This is a genomic window from Mycobacteroides sp. H003 (assembly GCF_001440135.1).
Taxonomy (GTDB): Bacteria; Actinomycetota; Actinomycetes; order Mycobacteriales; family Mycobacteriaceae; genus Mycobacterium; species Mycobacterium gwanakae.
In genome coordinates, this window is sequence record NZ_LJYL01000034.1 from 78,180 (window position 1) to 95,655 (window position 17,476).

A 17,476-nucleotide genomic window follows, 5' to 3' on the forward strand; every position below is an offset into this window, starting at 1 on the left:
CATTGCGCGTTCGGGGGCTTTTAGGTTTTATCGTCAGGTGTTGGCGCCGCGACGCGCCCTTCTGCGTTCACGTACCGCCGCGAACGCCGACTTCAGACCGCGCCGCTCGCGCGGCTCCAGCTCGTCGAACATCTTGACGCTGCGTGTTTCCGGCGCATTGTCCGCGGTGTACTTCAGGTACTTGTCCGGCAGTGACAGCTTGGCGATGGTGCGCCAGGCCTTGCCGTACTGCAGCAGGAACGGCCCGGAGGTGTACGGCAGGTCGTACTTGTCGCACAGCTCGCGCACTCGTACCGCCACCGCGGAGAGCCGGTTGCTCGGCAGATCCGGGAACAGATGGTGCTCGATCTGGTGGCACAGGTTGCCACTCATGAAGGCCATCGCCGGACCGGCGTCAAAGTTGGCGCTGCCCAACATCTGTCGCAGATACCACTGGCCCTGTGTCTCGTTCTCCAGGTCTTGTTTGGTGAACTTCTCGGCACCGTCCGGGAAGTGGCCGCAGAAGATGACCGCGTTGGACCAGATGTTGCGGATCACGTTGGCCAGCAGGTTGGCGGTCACCGTCTTGCGATAGCTTCCCGCGGGCGAGAGCGCGCTCAGCGCCGGGAAGGCCACGTAGTCCTTGGCGACCTGCTTGCCCATCTTGGCCAGCGCCTCATCACGCTTGGCACGGAACTCCGCCTTGTCGGCGCGCCCCTGGGCTACCTTGCCGAGCTCCAAATGCTGTGTGCCAACACCCCATTCGAAGAGGAGCATCAACAGCGTGTTGTAGACGAGGTTGCCCAGGTTGAACGGTGTCCACTTCTTGTCGCGGGTGATGCGCAGCAGACCGTAGCCCACATCGTCATCCATGCCCAGCACATTGGTGTACTTGTGGTGGATGTAGTTGTGGGTCTGCTTCCAGTGCGAGGCCGGGTCCACCATGTCCCACTCCCAGCTGGAGGAGTGGATCTCGGGATCGTTCATCCAATCCCACTGGCCGTGCATGACGTTGTGGCCGATCTCCATGTTCTCGACGATCTTGGCCACCCCGAGCGTCACCGCTCCAGCCCACCAGGCAGACCGCTTCTTGCTCGCGGCCAGCAGCACACGCCCACTCAGTTCCAGGGCACGCTGGGCGGCGATGGTGCGACGGATATACCGTGCATCGGCGGCTCCGAGCGATTCCTCGACATCCCGACGGATCGCGTCCAGCTCATTGCCGAGGGCCTCGACATCAGCCTCGGTGAGGTGCGCGAATTCCTGGATATCCGAAATCGCCATCCGTGAGCTCCCTTCGCCGGTTCGTGCCTACGATAGCGTAACCTACGGCACCGTAGGTTACTAGACCGTTAACCTCATACGTCGAGCACGCAATCCCCCGAGGCTGCGGAAACGCAGGTCTGAATGCGCGATCCCGGCTCGTGTTCGGCACCATTTCGCAGGTCGCGCGCGTGCCCTTCCAACAGGGACACCACACAGGTCTGACAGATCCCCATGCGGCACCCGAAGGGCATCTGCACCCCGGCTTCCTCCCCGGCCTCCATCAGCGAGGTCGCCGCGTCGGCCGCGCGCTGCTTACCGCTGCGCGCGAAGGTGACCAGACCACCCTGCCCGTGGGGCGCGGCCCGCGACACCGCGAATCGCTCCAGGTGCAGCAGATCGGCAAGATCGGCGTCGGCCCATACCCGCTGCGCGTCGTCGAGCATGCCTTCCGGACCGCACGCCCACGTCTGGCGCTGCGCCCAGTCCGGCACCTCCGAGGCCAGTGTTGAAAGGTCCAGACGTCCCTGTGTTCTCGTCGTCCGCAGGCGGTAGTGGTACGACGGATGCGCCTCGGAGAACGCGGCGAGCTCACCGGCGAACATCACGTCGGCCTCGGTGGGCGCCGAGTGCAGGTGCACTACATCCGGCAGGGGTAACTCAGCCGCCGCCGACCGGCGTACCAACGTACGCAGCATCGACATGATCGGGGTAATGCCGCTGCCCGCGGTGAGGAACAAGATCGCCGGTGGCGCGGGGTCGTCCAGCACGAAGTTCCCCTGAGGGGCCGCCAGACGCACGATCGTGCCGGGCTCGAGGCCGTTGACCAGGTGTGTCGAGAGAAATCCCTCGGGCATCGCCTTGACGGTGATGGTGATGGTGCGCCCCGAACCACCGGCGTGCACGGGCGCCGATGTCAGCGAATACGACCGCCAACGCCACCGTCCGTCGATCAGCACGCCGATCCCGACGTATTGACCCGGGTGATAGTCGAAGTGGAAGCCCCAGCCCGGCTTGATCTCCAGGGTCGCCGAATCGCTCGTCTCCTTGTGCACGCTGACCACGCGGCCGCGCAGTTCCCGGGCTGACCACAGCGGATTGGCCAGACTCAGATAGTCGTCCGGCAGCAGCGGGGTGGTGATGCGAGAAGCCAAGCCACGCAAGACGTTTACCGCGGCATGGCGCGACTTGGGCGCACCCGAGGCGGACGCGTCGAGCCAGGAAGACAATTTCACAGCCAATGACCTTCCGGTGATGAAGGAGATGCCCAGCCAGGCGTAACCTACGCTACCGTAGGTTACTGGCCAGAAACAGGCCAATCGGCCACGTCATGCCGCCTACAGCAGGTCGAGCAGGAACGGTAGTTCTTGAGTCGCGTACCAGGCTAGATCGTGGTCTTGAGCGTCCCCGACCACCAGCTCGGCATCCTCATCGCCCAGATCTGCGGCATCGATCACCTCGGCCGCGCGCACCACATCGGACTCGGCCTGCGCCAGGTCTACGTGCGCGGCCACCACCGCGGACATCGGTACCGCGCCCGCCAGCCGCACCACCGCGTCGTCCAGGTCGGGACGCAGCTTGGCATCGTCGGCGTCGGCCACCAGCACCGCCCGCCGGGCCGGCAATTGATCCTCGCCATCATGGTTGGCCAGCAGCCGCAGCGAGGCCATCGCCGCCTCACGCATCGCCACCTCGGACAGCTCCTCCTCATCACCTGCGGAGTAGGCCTCCCGCAGCGCCGGTGTCACCGCGAAAGCGGTGCCGTTCACCGGCCAGAGCTCGCCATCGGCCACCAGTTCACGCAGCATCGCGAGTGTCACCGGGATATAAACCTGCATTACTGCGCCGCCTCCAGCAGTTCATCGAGCGCCTCGGTGATCAACACCGGGAGCATGTCGGCATCGGGCATCGCGTCGCGATCAGCATTGATCCCGTAGTACACAACGCCGTTGTAAGAAGTCAGCCCGATCGACAACACCTGATTGCGCAACAACGGAGGTACCGGGTAGATCTCCGCCAAGCGCGCACCGCCGAGGTACATCGGCGCTTGCGGCCCAGGAACATTCGTGACCAACAGATTGAACAACCGATTGGGCAGGGTGGTCGCGACGCGGGCCGCCAGTGCATGCAGGGTCGGCGGCACGAATCCCGAGAGCGCGGCCATGTTCGGCACGTCCACCAAACTGAATGCGGCAGAGTGCGATTCGGTGGCATGCGCGATCTGAGACAGCCGCACCACGGCGTTGCCCTCCCCGACCGGGAGATCCACGAGAAATGGCGACACCTCGGTGGTGGCGGCCCCCTCGGCGAGGACATCCAGATCCCCGTCCCGGTACACCGACATCGGCACTATCGCGCGAATCGTGGAGGCGGTGGTGACCGGCTCCCCCCTGCTCATCAGCCAATTACGCAGCGCCCCCGCGATTACCGCCAAGACCACATCGTTGACATCGCAATCGTATTTGGCGCGCACCCGCCGATAGTCGGCCAGTTTGGTAGTCACCACGCTGAACCGTCTGCTGCGCGACACGCGCTGGTTGAGCGGGCCGCGCGGTGCGGTACCGCGAGCCGCGGTGCGCACCACCTTGACCATCCGCTCCCCCAGCTCACCGATCTCGCCCGTCAGTGATGCGGCATCGGCGACCGCGGTGCGCACCGCCTCCAGACGGGCACCGGGACGCGCCAACCATTCCGAAACAGCGCCGGCGATCAGCTCGTTCGTACTCGGTTCATGCCCGGGAACCCAGATGTCCTCCCCGAAGTCCGGCGTGCGGGCCGTCCGGTCGAACATGACCTGTCCGAGTTCCAGTGCGGATTGTCCATCCACCAGGGCCTGATGTGTCTTGGTGTAGATGGCCAGGCGGTTTTTGGACAACCCCTCCACCAGGTACATCTCCCACAATGGCCGCGATCGATCCAGTGGGCGAGATGTCAAGCGCGCCACCAGGTCTTGCAACTGACCATCACTTCCCGGCGACGGTAGTGCCGAGCGCCGGATGTGGTAGGTGACGTCGAAATCGACATCGTCGAGCCAGACCGGCCGAGCCAGCCCGAACCCGATCTCCTTGACCTTCTGCCGATAGCGCGGAACTTGCGGCAATCGGCTCTCCACCAGCGCGAGAAGCTCCTCATACGTGAAGCCGCCGCGGGGCTTGCGGATGATCGCCAACGAGCCAACATGCATCGGGGTAGAGCTGTCCTCGCGGGAGTAGAACGATGCGTCGAGCGCGGACAACCGGGTCACCACAATCCGCGCCGCCTTCCCCTCAAACTCACCACTTGTACCCAACGGCGCCGCTGTGCCGAACGTCTTGCTCACCGTACCCTGGCGCCCTGACCACCGGCTGTGCGATCATGATCGCAACAATCTGCATCTCTCCAGCAGAGCAAATGAGGGGGCTCATTTCACTGGAGGGGGAAAATGTCTCATCGCTATGTCACTCGGGTGGCCGACTACGAACCGGCGCCGGTGCTGGCCAGCCTGCCGCCGGCCTGTCAGACACCACGTCCGGCGAGGTTGCACCAATCACGGACTCGGCCAGCGGGTATCGAGCGTCAAACACATCTGCGCGAACAGTCTCCGCCGCCCCAGGCGATTGCGTTCGCCGATGCCGCAATGCGCCGCGTGCTGGAAGTCATGGACCGGCGCCGTCCGGTCACTCAGCTGCGCCCGCTGCTGGGTGACGGGCCACTGTCCGCGGTGATGGCACGTTCATCGCGGACCCCGGTCACCGCCACTGCCCGGTTGTCGAAGATTCGGGTGCGCCGCTGCGCGGACGACGCCGCAGAGATATTCGGGACATTCGAGCGCGGCGGACGCATCAGGGCGTTCGCCGGCCGCATCCAGTCCGTACGGGGCAGCTGGCTGGTGGTCGCGTTGCAGCTCGGCTGACGCTGACGGCCGCTACCGCTTGCGGCGCGACTTCGCCGGCTTAGAGGTGCGTCCCGCGTTGCGCGCCGCTTCCCTGCGCTCGCGCCGCGTGCCGCCGCCCGAGGCCGAGGCGCCGCCGCCTTCGTGCCGGGACTGCGCCGAGCCGTCTTCTGCCGGACCCGAGTACGTCAGCTCTGGCGTCGACTCATCAAGCCCCTTGGCACGCAACTCCCCTTGCGCTGCTTGCGCTGCGGCGGAAGCGAACTCGGCTAGCCCTTCCGGCGCCGGCTGCGGAGCGACCGTTCCGTCGGCCGGCTGCTGGACCTCGACGTTGATGTTGAACAGGAAGCCAACCGACTCCTCCTTGAGGCCGTCGAGCATGGCGGTGAACATGTCGTAGCCCTCACGCTGGTACTCCACCAGCGGATCACGCTGCGCCATCGCCCGCAGGCCGATGCCCTCCTTGAGGTAATCCATCTCGTAGAGATGCTCACGCCACTTGCGGTCGATCACGCTGAGCAAGATGTTGCGCTCCAGCTGACGCATCGATCCCTCGCCGGCCAGCCCGTCGATCTCGGCTTCCCTTGCCTTGTAAGCCTTTTTGGCGTCATCGAGCAATGCCGCTTTGAGGTCCGCGGGACTCAACTCGTCGGCTTCCCCATACGTATCGGACGCGATGAGTTCTTCGGGCTTGATGCTTACCGGGTACAGCGTCTTGAGCGCGGTCCACAGCGCTTCGAAGTCCCAGTCCTCGTGATAGCCGTCGGCCGTGGCGCCGTCGACGTAGGCGGCGATGGTGTCGGTGATCATCTCCTCGATCTGCGGCTGCAGGTCCTCACCCTCCAGGATGCGGCGACGCTCGGCATAGATGACCTTGCGCTGCTGGTTCATCACCTCGTCGTACTTGAGGACGTTCTTGCGGACCTCGAAGTTCTGTTGCTCGACCTGGGTCTGCGCACTCTTGATGGCGCTGGTCACCATCTTGGCTTCGATCGGCACATCATCGGGAACGTTCATGCGCGTCAGAATCGTTTCCAGCGCAGCACCATTGAAGCGCCGCATCAATTCATCACCCAGCGAGAGGTAGAAGCGGGACTCGCCCGGATCGCCCTGACGTCCGGAACGTCCGCGCAGCTGGTTGTCGATACGCCGTGACTCGTGGCGCTCGGTACCCAGCACGTACAGGCCGCCGGCCTCCTGCACCTCCTTGGCCTCGGTCTCGGCGGCGTCCTTGAACTTCTGCAACGTCGCGTCCCAGGCGTCCTGGTACTCGTCCGGGGTCTCCACCGGGTCCAGGCCCTGTTCGCGAAGATGCGTATCCGCCAAGAAGTCCGGGTTACCACCCAGCACGATGTCGGTGCCGCGACCGGCCATGTTGGTGGCCACCGTGATGGCTCCACGGCGCCCAGCCTCGGCGATAATGCGGGCTTCCTGCTCGTGGTACTTGGCGTTGAGGACGTTGTGCGGAATCCGACGCTTGGTGAACTGCCGTGAAAGGTACTCGGAGCGCTCAACACTCGTGGTACCGATCAGGACGGGCTGGCCGGCCTCGTACCGCTCCACCACGTCGTCGACGACAGCGATGTACTTGGCTTCCTCGGTCTTGTAGATGAGGTCGGACTGGTCCTTGCGGACCATCGGCCGGTTCGTGGGGATCGACACCACACCGAGCTTGTAGATCTCGTGCAGCTCGGCCGCCTCGGTCTGCGCGGTTCCGGTCATGCCGGCGAGCTTGTCGTAGAGGCGGAAGTAGTTCTGCAGGGTGATCGTGGCCAGCGTCTGGTTCTCGGCCTTGATCTCTACCCGCTCCTTGGCCTCGATGGCCTGGTGCATGCCCTCGTTGTAACGCCGGCCCAGCAGCACGCGACCGGTGAACTCGTCGACGATCAGCACCTCGCCGTCGCGGACGATGTAGTCCTTGTCCCGGTTGAACAGTTCCTTGGCCTTGATGGCGTTGTTGAGGTAGCTCACCAACGGCGAGTTGGCGGCCTCATACAGGTTGTCGATGCCCAGCTGGTCCTCGACGAATTCCACACCCAGCTCGTGCACACCGATGGTGCGCTTGCGGATGTCCACTTCGTAGTGGGTGTCCTTGTCCATCAGCGGCACGATCCGCGCGAACTCGGTGTACCAGTTGGAGGCGCCGTCTGCCGGACCCGAGATGATCAGCGGGGTGCGGGCTTCGTCGATGAGGATCGAGTCGACCTCGTCGACGATGGCGAAGGCGTGTCCGCGCTGCACCAGCTCGTCGAGCGAGTGGGTCATATTGTCGCGCAGGTAGTCGAAGCCGAACTCGTTGTTGGTGCCGTAGGTGATGTCGGCGTTGTAGGCCTCGCGGCGTTCCGGCGGCGTCATCTGAGACAGGATCACGCCCACCTCCAGCCCCAGGAAGCGGTGCACGCGGCCCATCCACTCCGAGTCACGTTTGGCCAGGTAGTCGTTGACGGTCACGACGTGCGTGCCCTTACCGGCCAGCGCGTTCAGGTACGCGGGCAGCACACAGGTGAGGGTCTTGCCTTCACCGGTCTTCATCTCGGCGATGTTTCCGGCGTGCAGCGCGGCACCACCCATGACCTGCACATCAAAGTGCCGCTGGCTCAGCACGCGCCAGGACGCCTCGCGCGCGACCGCGAATGCCTCGGGCATCAGGTCGTCGAGGGTCTCGCCCTTTTCCAGGCGAGCCTTGAACTCGCCGGTCTTGGCCTGCAGTTCGGCATCGGAGAGCTTCTCGACGTCGTCGGACAGGGTGTTGACGTAATCGGCCACGCCCTTGAGACGCTTGACCATGCGACCTTCACCAAGGCGCAGCAACTTCGACAGCACGTCAATAACCCCTGTACTCGTTAGGACTAGTCAGACTTCAGCGAGTCCCATCGTAGGCGTCGCCCGCACCAGCTTCCCCGAGCAGTCACTGTTGGGTGCCGGTCGCGCCATCCGCCAGCGCCGCCAGGCGCCGCTCGCGGGCGATGAGGAACAACGGGAACGCGACACTGATCGCGATAAGGAAGCAGAGCGCGATATACACCCAGATGTGTTTGATACCCAACCGTCGGGTCTCGACAACCATAAGGACGAGGGCGGCGATCGTGAGCAGCATCAAGTCGTTGGTCAGTGAGCCAGTGACGTGATTTGCATACGCACTGGTCACGACGTCGACCAGCTTCCCCCCGGATGAGATGTACGCAACGTTGTGCCACCAGGTGGCAACCAAGGCGATCAGTGCTATCAGGCCGTACAAAGCACAGAGATTTCGGCGAGCGGTACTCACCACCGAAGTATGCGACGTAACAGGGCCCCCACACCAGATCTGGGTGCGGAGGCCCTGTGCGCGGGTGCACCGCGCGCCCTACTACTCCCCGAGGCGTATCAGGCCGTAGTCGTACGCGTGCCTGCGGTACACCACCGACGGGCGGCCCGAGGACTCATCGTGGAACAGGAAGAAGTCATGGCCGACCAATTCCATCTCGTAGAGCGCGTCGTCGACCGTCATCGGTTTGGCCGGGTGATCTTTGGTCCGCACAATCTGTCCCGGACCGTGACCGTCATCGACCTCGGCTCCGTTGTGACTGTGTGCGCCATTGAGCTCGGCGGGTGGCGTGAAGGCATCGGCGGGCAGAACCTTGGTGGCCTCGGCAAGCGATACCGGCGTCTTGTCTCCGTAGTGAACCTTGCGGCGGTCACGGCCTCGCCGCAGCCGGCTTTCCAGCTTGGCGGCGGCCGCTTCAAGGGCACTGTGGAACGTGTCGGCACATGCCTCGCCCCGGACGACCGGCCCCCGGCCCCGCGCGGTGATCTCCACGCGCTGACAGCTCTTTTTCTGGCGCCGGTTGCGTTCGTGTTCGAGTTCTACATCAAAGAGGTAAACGGTTTTGTCGTAACGTTCCAGACGGGACAGTTTGTCGTTCACAAAGATTCGAAAGTGATCGGGGATTTCCACGTTTCGGCCCTTGACCACGATATCGGCTTGGGCTGTCCGCTCCCCGTCCTCGAGTGCAACGGATGCCTTTGATGTGCTTGACAACTCATACCTCCGGTACTGAGAGTGCGCTTGCGCTCAACCCTTCCGCTAGGGACTAAAGATGTTGGCGACGCGCATGTTTGATGTTTGAAGTACGCCGGAGTCGCCTGAAACGCTGAGACGGCAGCCCGCCGGCGTTGGGGTTGGTGACCACCTCCTCCGCCAAACCGGACGCAGGCGCCCGTGTCGGTAGGCGGTTCGACCGCCCAAGCGCGGAACGTTCATAGCTTGTTGGCCCCGACGGTAGTCCGTGTTCACTCGCCTTGCCACCGATTCGTCAGAGTCGTTTCGAGATCGTCATACGATCTTTAGGAGTACGTCAGCGTGAGCACGGCGGCGACTCGAAATCCCGCCGATTTCAACACTCTGACCGATTCGGTAGCGGTGGCGCCGGTGGTTACGACATCGTCCACCAGCACCAATTCCGTATCCGGTGTCCGGGCCCGGCGCAGCGCGACGCGTCCGGACACATTGCGCTGCCGGGCCGAAATGGACAGTCCGACCGAATCACGCGCCCCCACCCTCATGCGCAGCAGGGACGCAAGACGCACACCCGGAATCCGGGTAGCGACCGCGGCCACGGCGGTCACCGGATCACCGCCTCGCCCGCGTGCCGACGTCCATCGCGTGGGAGCGGGAACCAATGTCACCGGCTGCTCGACGAGGTGCCAGCACAGCAGCTGCGCCACCCCGCGTGCCAATGCCGCACCCAGCGGAGCGGTGAGATCGCGGCGACCGCGCTCCTTCATCGTCACAATCGCCTGCCGACGAGCGCCCGCGTACCGCCCGAGCGAAAGAACGGGCACACCCGGATCGACCCGCGGCGTGACCACCACGGGCTCGGCGGTGAACGCACACGCACACGCCGAACACCACCGGGTGGCGGGTGCCCCACATCCGCCACAGGTCAGTGGCAGCACCAGATCAAGCATGGGGTCACTGTGCCCGCGGGGTCCGACAGACTGACCGGATAGCATTCACCCCGGCCTAGAGTGCCGCGACCAGCCTCTCGATCTGACGGCGGTCCAGCACGTCGACCGTCCCGTCGGGTAGCCCGAGAATGCGGTCGGTGGCGATGCCGTAGAGCCGCTGACGCTGGACCGCCGCATCGATAGCCTCCGCGCGCGCCTGGGCATCCGGCGCGGCCACGATCCTCTGCACGGTAGAGCCCATGTTGGCCGCGAAGCCCTGAATCATGTCGCCGACGCCCTCGGGATCGAATGTCTGGAACACCCCCTCGGCGACTCCGTGAGTGATCAGCTCGGTAAGCACGGGACGGAACTTGTCCTCCCAGATCGCCGAGATCCGGCGCAGCAGCGGCTGATTCTCTGGGCGGAATATCGACACCATCGCCGCGATGCTCTCCGGTGCACCAAGCGCCATTTTGACCTCGTAGCTAGCGCGCAGTCCGGCGTTCAGCCGCTCCAACGCCCCCATGCCCGGCTCGGTGAACACCGGACTCAGCACCTCGAAGGCCTGGCCGGCGCTACGCTCCGCCAGCGTGGCCACCAGGGCCTCTTTCGAAGAAAAGTAATGGTAGAAAGCACCTTTCGACATGCCAGAGGTGGCGATGAGATCGTTGAGGCTCACCTTCTCGTAGCCGCGTTCCAGGAACAGAGCCATCGCCAGATCGAGCAACTCGGCCCGACGCACCTCCGGATGCTTCACCACACGCGGCATACGTCAGCGCTTCCTGATCCAGCCGACGTAGGTCAGGTACACACCGACGACCGTCAGAAACAGGAAGAAGAAACGGACCGGGCCGACTGCGGGCACCGAGGCGTCGACTCCCTTCTGCATAAGCTGAGGAAACGCCAGCAGAACGAATCCGCGCAGAGCCAGGAACCATCCGAACAGCGAGATGATCACCGGCGCAAGTCCTCGCCAAAACTGATGGAAGGCGATGATCATCAGCCCACAAAACAGCAGCAGGGCACCGAACAGCCACGACCACATCGGCTCTGTGAAGAAGCTGTCGCCCAGGAAGCGCAGATCTGCCGCGCGCACGGCGATGATCGCGGTGACCGTCGCGACAAAGGGGCCGATGACCCGCGCAAATGCGCGGGTACGCAGGGCCGGATCGACCGTGGTGGACGCAGTACTCATGTCCCGATCTCCTTTCACACAGCCTGGATAGACCACTGGTCGGTATGTTAGACCACTGGTCGGTATAAGCAAATGGTTTGCCCTAGAACGCCAAGCCGACGGATCGACCTGACTAGGCTCGGGCATATGGAGACCCGGACAGCACCTGCCGATCCCGAAGTCCTCACCTCGAATCTGCGCGTTGCGCTCGACGGCCGATTCGGCCCGATACGTGATGCCGCTCGTGAGTACCTGAACCGCGCCGATCTGCTACCCGACCCCTCACTGACACTCGAGGAGGCGCGGACGCGATCGCTGCGCATCATGCGCGAGCTAGTTCCACATGGCTTGCCACACGCGGGATTCCGCAAGGAACACGGCGGCACCGGCGACGTCGGAGCCGCGATCGTCGGCATCGAGATGCTCGGCTATGCCGATCTGTCCCTCATGGTCAAGGCCGGCGTGCAATGGGGCCTGTTCGGCGGTGCCATCGAAAACCTCGGCACCGCAACCCATCACAAGCAATACGTGGTCCCGCTGATCAATCTGGACGTACTCGGATGTTTCGGCATGACCGAGACCGGCCATGGTTCCAATGTTCAGGCCCTGCAGACCGTCGCCACCTACGACAGCCAGACCGGCGACTTCGTTCTGAGCTCGGAGGGCTCACTGGCACGTAAGGACTACATTGGCGGCGCTGCGGAGCACGCCACTGTGGCAGCGGTTTTCGCTCAGCTCGTCACCGGCGGGCCCGGCGAGGAGGCATCCGGCCGGGGAGTGCATTGCTTCGTGGTACCCATCCGGGATGAGGCGGGCAATGATCTACCCGGCATCACCACCAGCGACTGCGGATACAAGGGCGGCCTCGCCGGGGTCGACAACGGGCGCATTGTGTTCGACAACGTGCGGGTGCCTCGCGCCAACCTGCTCAACAAATATGCGGACGTCGGCGCCGACGGCTCCTACACCTCGCCCATCGAGAATGAGAACAAGCGATTCTTCACCATGCTGGGCACACTCATCCGCGGACGAGTCAGCGTCGCCGCGACCTCCGGTGCGGCGGCGCGCAAGGCGCTGACCATCGCCTCGCGATATGCCCTGGTACGCAAGCAGTTTGACACGCCGGACAGCGACGACGAGGTGATCATCGCCGACTATCTGGTGCATCAGCGCAAGCTATTGCCCCTGATCGCCCGGTCGTACGCACTGGCGTTCGCGCAGAACGAGCTCACCGAGGAACTGCACGAGGTGCAGACCGCCGACGAGGTGGACGCGGATCGGCAGCGCCAGCTGGAAAGTGCCGCAGCGGGTTTGAAGGCGATGACCAGCTGGCACGCCCAGAACACCATCACCGTGTGCCGCGAGGCGTGCGGTGGGGCCGGCTATCTCGATGCCAACCAGCTCACCATTCTGCGCCGCGATATCGACGTGTTCACCACCTTCGAAGGCGATAACACCGTGCTCACCCAGCTGGTGGCCAAGGAACTCCTATCGGCCTACGCCGAGGATGTGCGTGGTCTCAATGCTGTGGGCTGGACCCGGTTCATCGCAGGAATGGCCCGCGACGTGATCCTGGAACGCTCCGCGGCCCGGCAGGTTATCCAGACCATCCTGGACTCTTCCGACGAGGACGTCGAGGAATCCGATTTGAGCAATAGGGGCACCCAGCTGCGGCTGCTGCGCAATCGCGAAGATCACCTGCTGCGCACCGCGGCCACCCGGATGCAGCGCGCCCAGTCCGATGATGAGGACCCCTTCGAGGTCTTCAACTCCGCACAGGACCACATCCTCAAGGTGGGCTCGGCCCACACCGAACGGGTGGTGCTGGAAGCCTTCATCGAGGCGATCGACAGCTGCGACAGCAAGTCAGCGCAGGAACTGCTGGAGAAGCTGTGCGATCTGTTTGTCTACAGCACACTCGAGGCGGACCTGTCATGGTTCCTGATGCACCGGCATGTCTCGACCGAACGGGCGAAGGCCATCAGGCGCGGTGTCAATCAACTGTGCGAGGAGCTGCGCCCGCATCTGAGCACCCTGGTGGATGCTTTCGGAATTCCCGAGGCGCTGCTCGCCACGGAGATGATCCCCGACAACTAGCCCGTCAGCACCGGAATCGCTTGCGGCAGCATGAGCGGACGTACCTCGATCCATCGCACTTCGGGGGTGCCCAGTCCCGTCAGCTGCAGCACGCCCCGCGCATCGGCGAGGTAGATCGCCGCCGGCGAGGCGGCGATCGTCGAGACCGGTGTCAGGAGATTCTGGTCGTTCAGATCCGAGTTCACTCCGTCGAGGTTCACATTCGCCACCGGATGTGAACCGTCGTTGCGCGCCACCGCAATGTCGTCGCCGGTGCGCCAGGCCAGCGACACCGCGGAGTTCCCGAGTCCGTAGCCCAACCGGCGCGGATGGGCCAGGGCGTAGTCGCCGCTGTCGGTCTGTATCACCGTCGCCAGGATCACCTGGCCATCGATGATCATCGCGGCGCGCGTGCCATCGCGGGATAGGGCCAACTCGCTGATGGGGCCCTTGTACTTCTCCGCCACCGCGGATGATTCGACGGGCAGCACCGCCACCATCGACGTGGTGGCTTCCTGGATTATCCGGACCACTCGGCCGCCGTCGATCACCGTCCACACCGCGTCGTCGAGCGCCCAGGTCGGGCGGGTCAGCGTCTTACCGCCGACCGCCTCGCTGCCGTTGGCGCCATTGGCACCCACCCAGAGCGACATCTGCGGATCATCTCCGCCCTGCACCCGGATAACCGAGGCAATCTGACGCCCACTGCGTGAGAGCGCAGCCGAAACCTGGTTTCCCACTTGGCCAAACGATCCGCGCACGGGCACCGCGGCATCACGGTCGACCGTCACCATGGACCCGTTCAACAATCCGTAGAGACCCACCCCCGCACCCTCCGATGCGCCGGGGTCGGTCGAGGCGACGTTCTGGGTGCTCCAGCCTTCCGCGAACTGCTCGTCGAGGGGAGCACCGTTGACCTGCAAGACGTACGGCCCGGCGATACCGGCCCGCGAGAGCGTCCAAATCACCTGCGCGGCAAGGAACTGGCGGGTCCGCTGATCGGGCGTGAGGTTGCCCTCCAGCTCCACGCGCACGCCGCCGTATCCGCGCCCCACGTCCACCCTGCTGCCGTCGACGCGGGTCAGCGGGCCGCGCAACCGCAGACCGCTCAGGTGGTTGCGCACCGCCCCAACCAGTTCCGGGCGCGGGCCGGACAGCAGCTTGTACACGAGCTCGGTGGCCAGTAGATCGGGATCGTTGACCGCCACATAGCGCGGATCGGGCACGACCGTGCGACCCGCCGGGTCGGCGAAGTACACCGTGTACCGGCGATAGGTGGACTGAAACTGCCCCCAGTCAAGGAACACCCCATTGGGCAACGAATCGATCCGCCATTCGCCATTGGCCTTCACCAGCGTGAACTGGGGATCCTGAACATCACCCTGGTGCATCTCGAAGACCCCGATGTCGGACAGCGTGCCCAACTTGTTGGCGCGCACATTGATCGTCCATCGATCGACGCCGCGCTGGTCGGCGAATGACGGCGACTCGATCAGCACCGCATCGCCGGCGTCATCCCACGTCCGCGAACTGGATTCGGTGAGGAACTGGCGCGCCGCACGGTGCCTGTTCGAGGGGTCCGCGGTCGCCTTCAAGAATTCGCGCAGCACCGTCTCGGGTTCCATCCCCGGGGTGGGTGCCGGCATCCCTGGCGGTAATGGCCGTTGCACCGTGCCGATGGCCTGTGGCGAGGACGAGGTCGGCACTCCGGCACAGCCGGTGATACCGAGTGCCACCGCGGTCAGTACCGCGGCCACCCGGCGGCGCATCAGGACGACTCCCGCACGTGGTCGGCCTTGGCACCCGAGGTACGCATTGGTGTGGTCTCCTGCTCCCCCGGCTGGATTCCCCGTTCCCCTGGCTGAGTTCCCCGCGAAACCGGCCGGCGCGCACCAGCGCTCGGACGGCTGGTCGGATTCAACGGAAGCGGGCTCGTGGTCACTTTATGCCCACGAACCAACGGCACCGTCAATCGGAAAAGCGCCCCGTTGCCCGGTTCTCCCCACGCCTCCAGGCGACCCTGATGCAACCGGGCGTCCTCGACGCTGATCGCCAACCCCAGCCCGGTGCCGCCCGAGTGACGCTTGCGCGATGGGTCGGCACGCCAGAACCGGTTGAACACCAGCTTTTCCTCACCGGGACGCAGTCCAACTCCGCGATCGCGCACGGTGACGGCGACGCTGTCGATATCGGCGGCCATCCGGATGGTGACGGGCTTGTGCTCGCTGTGGTCGATCGCGTTGGCGACAAGGTTGCGCAAAATCCGCTCCACCCGGCGGGGATCCACCTCGGCGATGATCTCGCTGTCGGGCATGTCGAGCTCTACTTCGGTGTCCAGCTCGTCCGCCAGGTGCTTGACCGAAGCCACCACGGTCTTGACGGTGTCGCGCAGATCCACCTGCTCCACGGCGAGCTCGGCCACGCCGGCGTCGTGCCGCGAGATTTCCAGCAGGTCACTCAGCAGCGTCTCGAACCGGTCGAGCTCGTTGACCATCAGTTCGGCGGAACGCTGCAGCGCCGGGTCGAGTTCCTCACGGTTGTCGTAGATGAGATCGGCCGCCATGCGCACTGTGGTCAACGGTGTACGCAGTTCGTGGCTGACGTCAGAGGTGAAGCGGCGCTGCAGGTTTCCGAACTCTTCCAGCTGGGTGATCTCCCGCGAGAGGCTTTCGGCCATGTCGTTGAAAGACACCGCGAGCCGTGCCATGTCGTCGACACCGCGCACCGGCATGCGTTCGGACAGATGTCCTTCGGCGAATCGCTCGGCAATGCGCGAGGCCGACCGCACCGGCAACACCACCTGGCGCGCGACCAGCAGTGCGGCGGCCGCCAGCAGCACCAGCAGCACCACACCGCCGGTGACGATGGTGCCGCGCACCAGCGAAATCGTGCTTTCCTCGTTCGACAGCGGGAAGACCAGGTACAGCTCGAGCGCGGTGACTTTCGACGTGGTCGGCGAGCCGATGACCAGAGCTTTCCCGGAGAAGCTCTCGGTGTGGACTGTCGAATACTGGTAACTGACCTGACCGGCCTTGACGAATTCGCGCAGCGGGCCGGGGATCTGGGTGGCGGGGCCAGCCGACGTCGCCTCGCGGGGACCGTCCCCGGGCACCAGCAGGACAGCGTCAAACGCTCCGGCGCCACCGCCTTCGGATCCCTTGCTGCCGTTCAGCAGCTGGTTACGGGCCAGCTCCAGGCTGCTCTGCAGCGACCTCGTCTCCTCGCCACCGACGTCATCGCTGACGATGACGCGAGCGCGTTCCATCTCTTCGGTCGCGACACGAATCTTCGACTCCAGAATGCGGTCGGTCACCTGGCTGGTGAGCACGAATCCCAGAATCAGGATGACCAGGGAGGACAGCGCCAAATTCGACACCACCACCCGCACCTGCAGGGAACGGCGCCAGGTGAACCCGACCGCTCGACTCAGTGCCTTCAGTCCGCGTACCAGTGGTGCCGATCGCCGCTGAATGCGCCGCTTCGAGCTGAAGATCACGGGGGTCCGGCCTTATATCCCACTCCTCGAACGGTCAACACCACGGTCGGATTCTCGGGATCCTTCTCGACCTTCGCCCGCAGCCGCTGCACGTGGACATTCACCAGCCGGGTATCGGCCGGGTGACGGTAGCCCCACACCTGTTCGAGCAGCACATCACGAGTAAACACCTGGCGCGGTTTGCGTGCCAGCGCCACCAGCAGGTCGAACTCCAGCGGGGTCAGGGAGATCTGCTCGCCCTCGCGCGTCACCTTGTGCGCGGGAACATCGATGTCGATGCCCGCGATGTTCAGCAGCTCGGCGGGTTCGTCGTCGTTGCGCCGCAACCGGGCACGAATACGTGCGACGAGCTCCTTGGGCTTGAACGGCTTCATGATGTAGTCGTCGGCACCCGACTCCAGGCCGAGCACCACATCGACGGTGTCGGTCTTGGCGGTCAGCATGACGATCGGCACACCGGAATCGGAACGCAGCACCCGGCATACGTCGATGCCATTCATCCCGGGCAGCATGAGATCCAACAGAACCAGATCGGGACGCAGCTCGCGGACTGCGGTGAGCGCCTGGGTACCGTCGCTCACCACGGCCGTCTCGAAGCCCTCCCCGCGCAACACGATGGTGAGCATCTCTGCCAATGACGCGTCATCGTCGACAACAAGGATCCTTTGCCTCATAGAGCCCATCGTGT

At 64.6% G+C, this 17,476-nt stretch carries 15 protein-coding genes; 2 read left to right on the top strand and 13 right to left on the bottom strand.

Translation table 11 applies throughout. The features are described 5' to 3' along the window. Positions 1-33 precede the first annotated feature (33 nt). The 4 genes from AOT87_RS20490 to AOT87_RS20505 form a co-directional block, all read right to left on the bottom strand. Positions 34-1,263, bottom strand: coding sequence for a fatty acid desaturase (locus tag AOT87_RS20490; RefSeq protein ID WP_057966884.1), 1,230 nt, complete (start codon positions 1,261-1,263; stop codon positions 34-36). Between the two features lie 74 nt (positions 1,264-1,337). Next, entirely contained in the window at positions 1,338-2,513 is a 1,176-nt protein-coding gene (locus AOT87_RS20495) for a ferredoxin reductase (RefSeq protein ID WP_324613200.1), read from the bottom strand. A gap of 66 nt (positions 2,514-2,579) precedes the next feature. Next, positions 2,580-3,080 carry a hypothetical protein gene (locus tag AOT87_RS20500; RefSeq protein ID WP_030096924.1) on the bottom strand — a complete coding sequence of 167 codons (501 nt, stop codon included), beginning with the start codon at positions 3,078-3,080 and terminating at the stop codon, positions 2,580-2,582. Continuing rightward, the gene (locus tag AOT87_RS20505; protein WP_057964507.1) at positions 3,080-4,489 is read right to left on the bottom strand and encodes a wax ester/triacylglycerol synthase family O-acyltransferase; all 1,410 of its coding nucleotides are present in this window, start codon (positions 4,487-4,489) and stop codon (positions 3,080-3,082) included. The genes AOT87_RS20500 and AOT87_RS20505 overlap by 1 nt, the downstream gene beginning before the upstream one ends. A 174-nt stretch (positions 4,490-4,663) precedes the next feature. On the opposite strand from AOT87_RS20505, the gene AOT87_RS20510 reads away from it, so the two are divergent. Next, entirely contained in the window at positions 4,664-5,134 is a 471-nt protein-coding gene (locus AOT87_RS20510; protein WP_030096922.1) for an Rv3235 family protein, read from the top strand. A gap of 12 nt (positions 5,135-5,146) precedes the next feature. Here the strand turns inward: AOT87_RS20510 and secA are convergent, their stop codons facing one another. The 6 genes from secA to AOT87_RS20540 all read right to left on the bottom strand — a co-directional run bounded on the left by secA (position 5,147) and on the right by AOT87_RS20540 (position 11,237). Further along, positions 5,147-7,936, bottom strand: coding sequence for a preprotein translocase subunit SecA (gene secA, locus AOT87_RS20515; RefSeq protein WP_057966882.1), 2,790 nt, complete (start codon positions 7,934-7,936; stop codon positions 5,147-5,149). 85 nt (positions 7,937-8,021) lie between these two features. Continuing rightward, positions 8,022-8,381, bottom strand: coding sequence for a DUF2834 domain-containing protein (locus AOT87_RS20520; RefSeq protein ID WP_057966881.1), 360 nt, complete (start codon positions 8,379-8,381; stop codon positions 8,022-8,024). A gap of 81 nt (positions 8,382-8,462) precedes the next feature. Further along, entirely contained in the window at positions 8,463-9,134 is a 672-nt protein-coding gene (raiA, locus tag AOT87_RS20525; protein WP_030096919.1) for a ribosome-associated translation inhibitor RaiA, read from the bottom strand. Between the two features lie 305 nt (positions 9,135-9,439). Continuing rightward, entirely contained in the window at positions 9,440-10,063 is a 624-nt protein-coding gene (locus AOT87_RS20530) for a ComF family protein (protein WP_057966880.1), read from the bottom strand. A gap of 55 nt (positions 10,064-10,118) precedes the next feature. Then, positions 10,119-10,811 carry a TetR/AcrR family transcriptional regulator gene (locus AOT87_RS20535; RefSeq protein ID WP_057966879.1) on the bottom strand — a complete coding sequence of 231 codons (693 nt, stop codon included), beginning with the start codon at positions 10,809-10,811 and terminating at the stop codon, positions 10,119-10,121. A 3-nt stretch (positions 10,812-10,814) separates the two neighbouring features. Then, positions 10,815-11,237, bottom strand: a complete 423-nt coding sequence (locus tag AOT87_RS20540; protein WP_057966878.1) for a hypothetical protein — start codon at positions 11,235-11,237, stop codon at positions 10,815-10,817. 126 nt (positions 11,238-11,363) lie between these two features. On the opposite strand from AOT87_RS20540, the gene AOT87_RS20545 reads away from it, so the two are divergent. After that, entirely contained in the window at positions 11,364-13,313 is a 1,950-nt protein-coding gene (locus tag AOT87_RS20545) for an acyl-CoA dehydrogenase (RefSeq protein ID WP_057966877.1), read from the top strand. Here the strand turns inward: AOT87_RS20545 and lpqB are convergent. The 3 genes from lpqB to mtrA are packed head-to-tail and all read right to left on the bottom strand — an operon-like array spanning position 13,310 to position 17,471. Then, positions 13,310-15,061: an MtrAB system accessory lipoprotein LpqB gene (gene lpqB, locus AOT87_RS20550; RefSeq protein WP_057966876.1), complete on the bottom strand. Its 1,752-nt coding sequence runs from the start codon at positions 15,059-15,061 to the stop codon at positions 13,310-13,312. The genes AOT87_RS20545 and lpqB overlap by 4 nt on opposite strands. Then, positions 15,061-16,788 carry an MtrAB system histidine kinase MtrB gene (gene mtrB, locus AOT87_RS20555; RefSeq protein WP_030096913.1) on the bottom strand — a complete coding sequence of 576 codons (1,728 nt, stop codon included), beginning with the start codon at positions 16,786-16,788 and terminating at the stop codon, positions 15,061-15,063. Before mtrB ends, lpqB begins: the two co-directional genes overlap by 1 nt. Beyond that, positions 16,785-17,471 carry a two-component system response regulator MtrA gene (gene mtrA, locus AOT87_RS20560; RefSeq protein ID WP_014850711.1) on the bottom strand — a complete coding sequence of 229 codons (687 nt, stop codon included), beginning with the start codon at positions 17,469-17,471 and terminating at the stop codon, positions 16,785-16,787. The genes mtrB and mtrA overlap by 4 nt, the downstream gene beginning before the upstream one ends. Between the last annotated feature and the right edge of the window lie 5 nt (positions 17,472-17,476).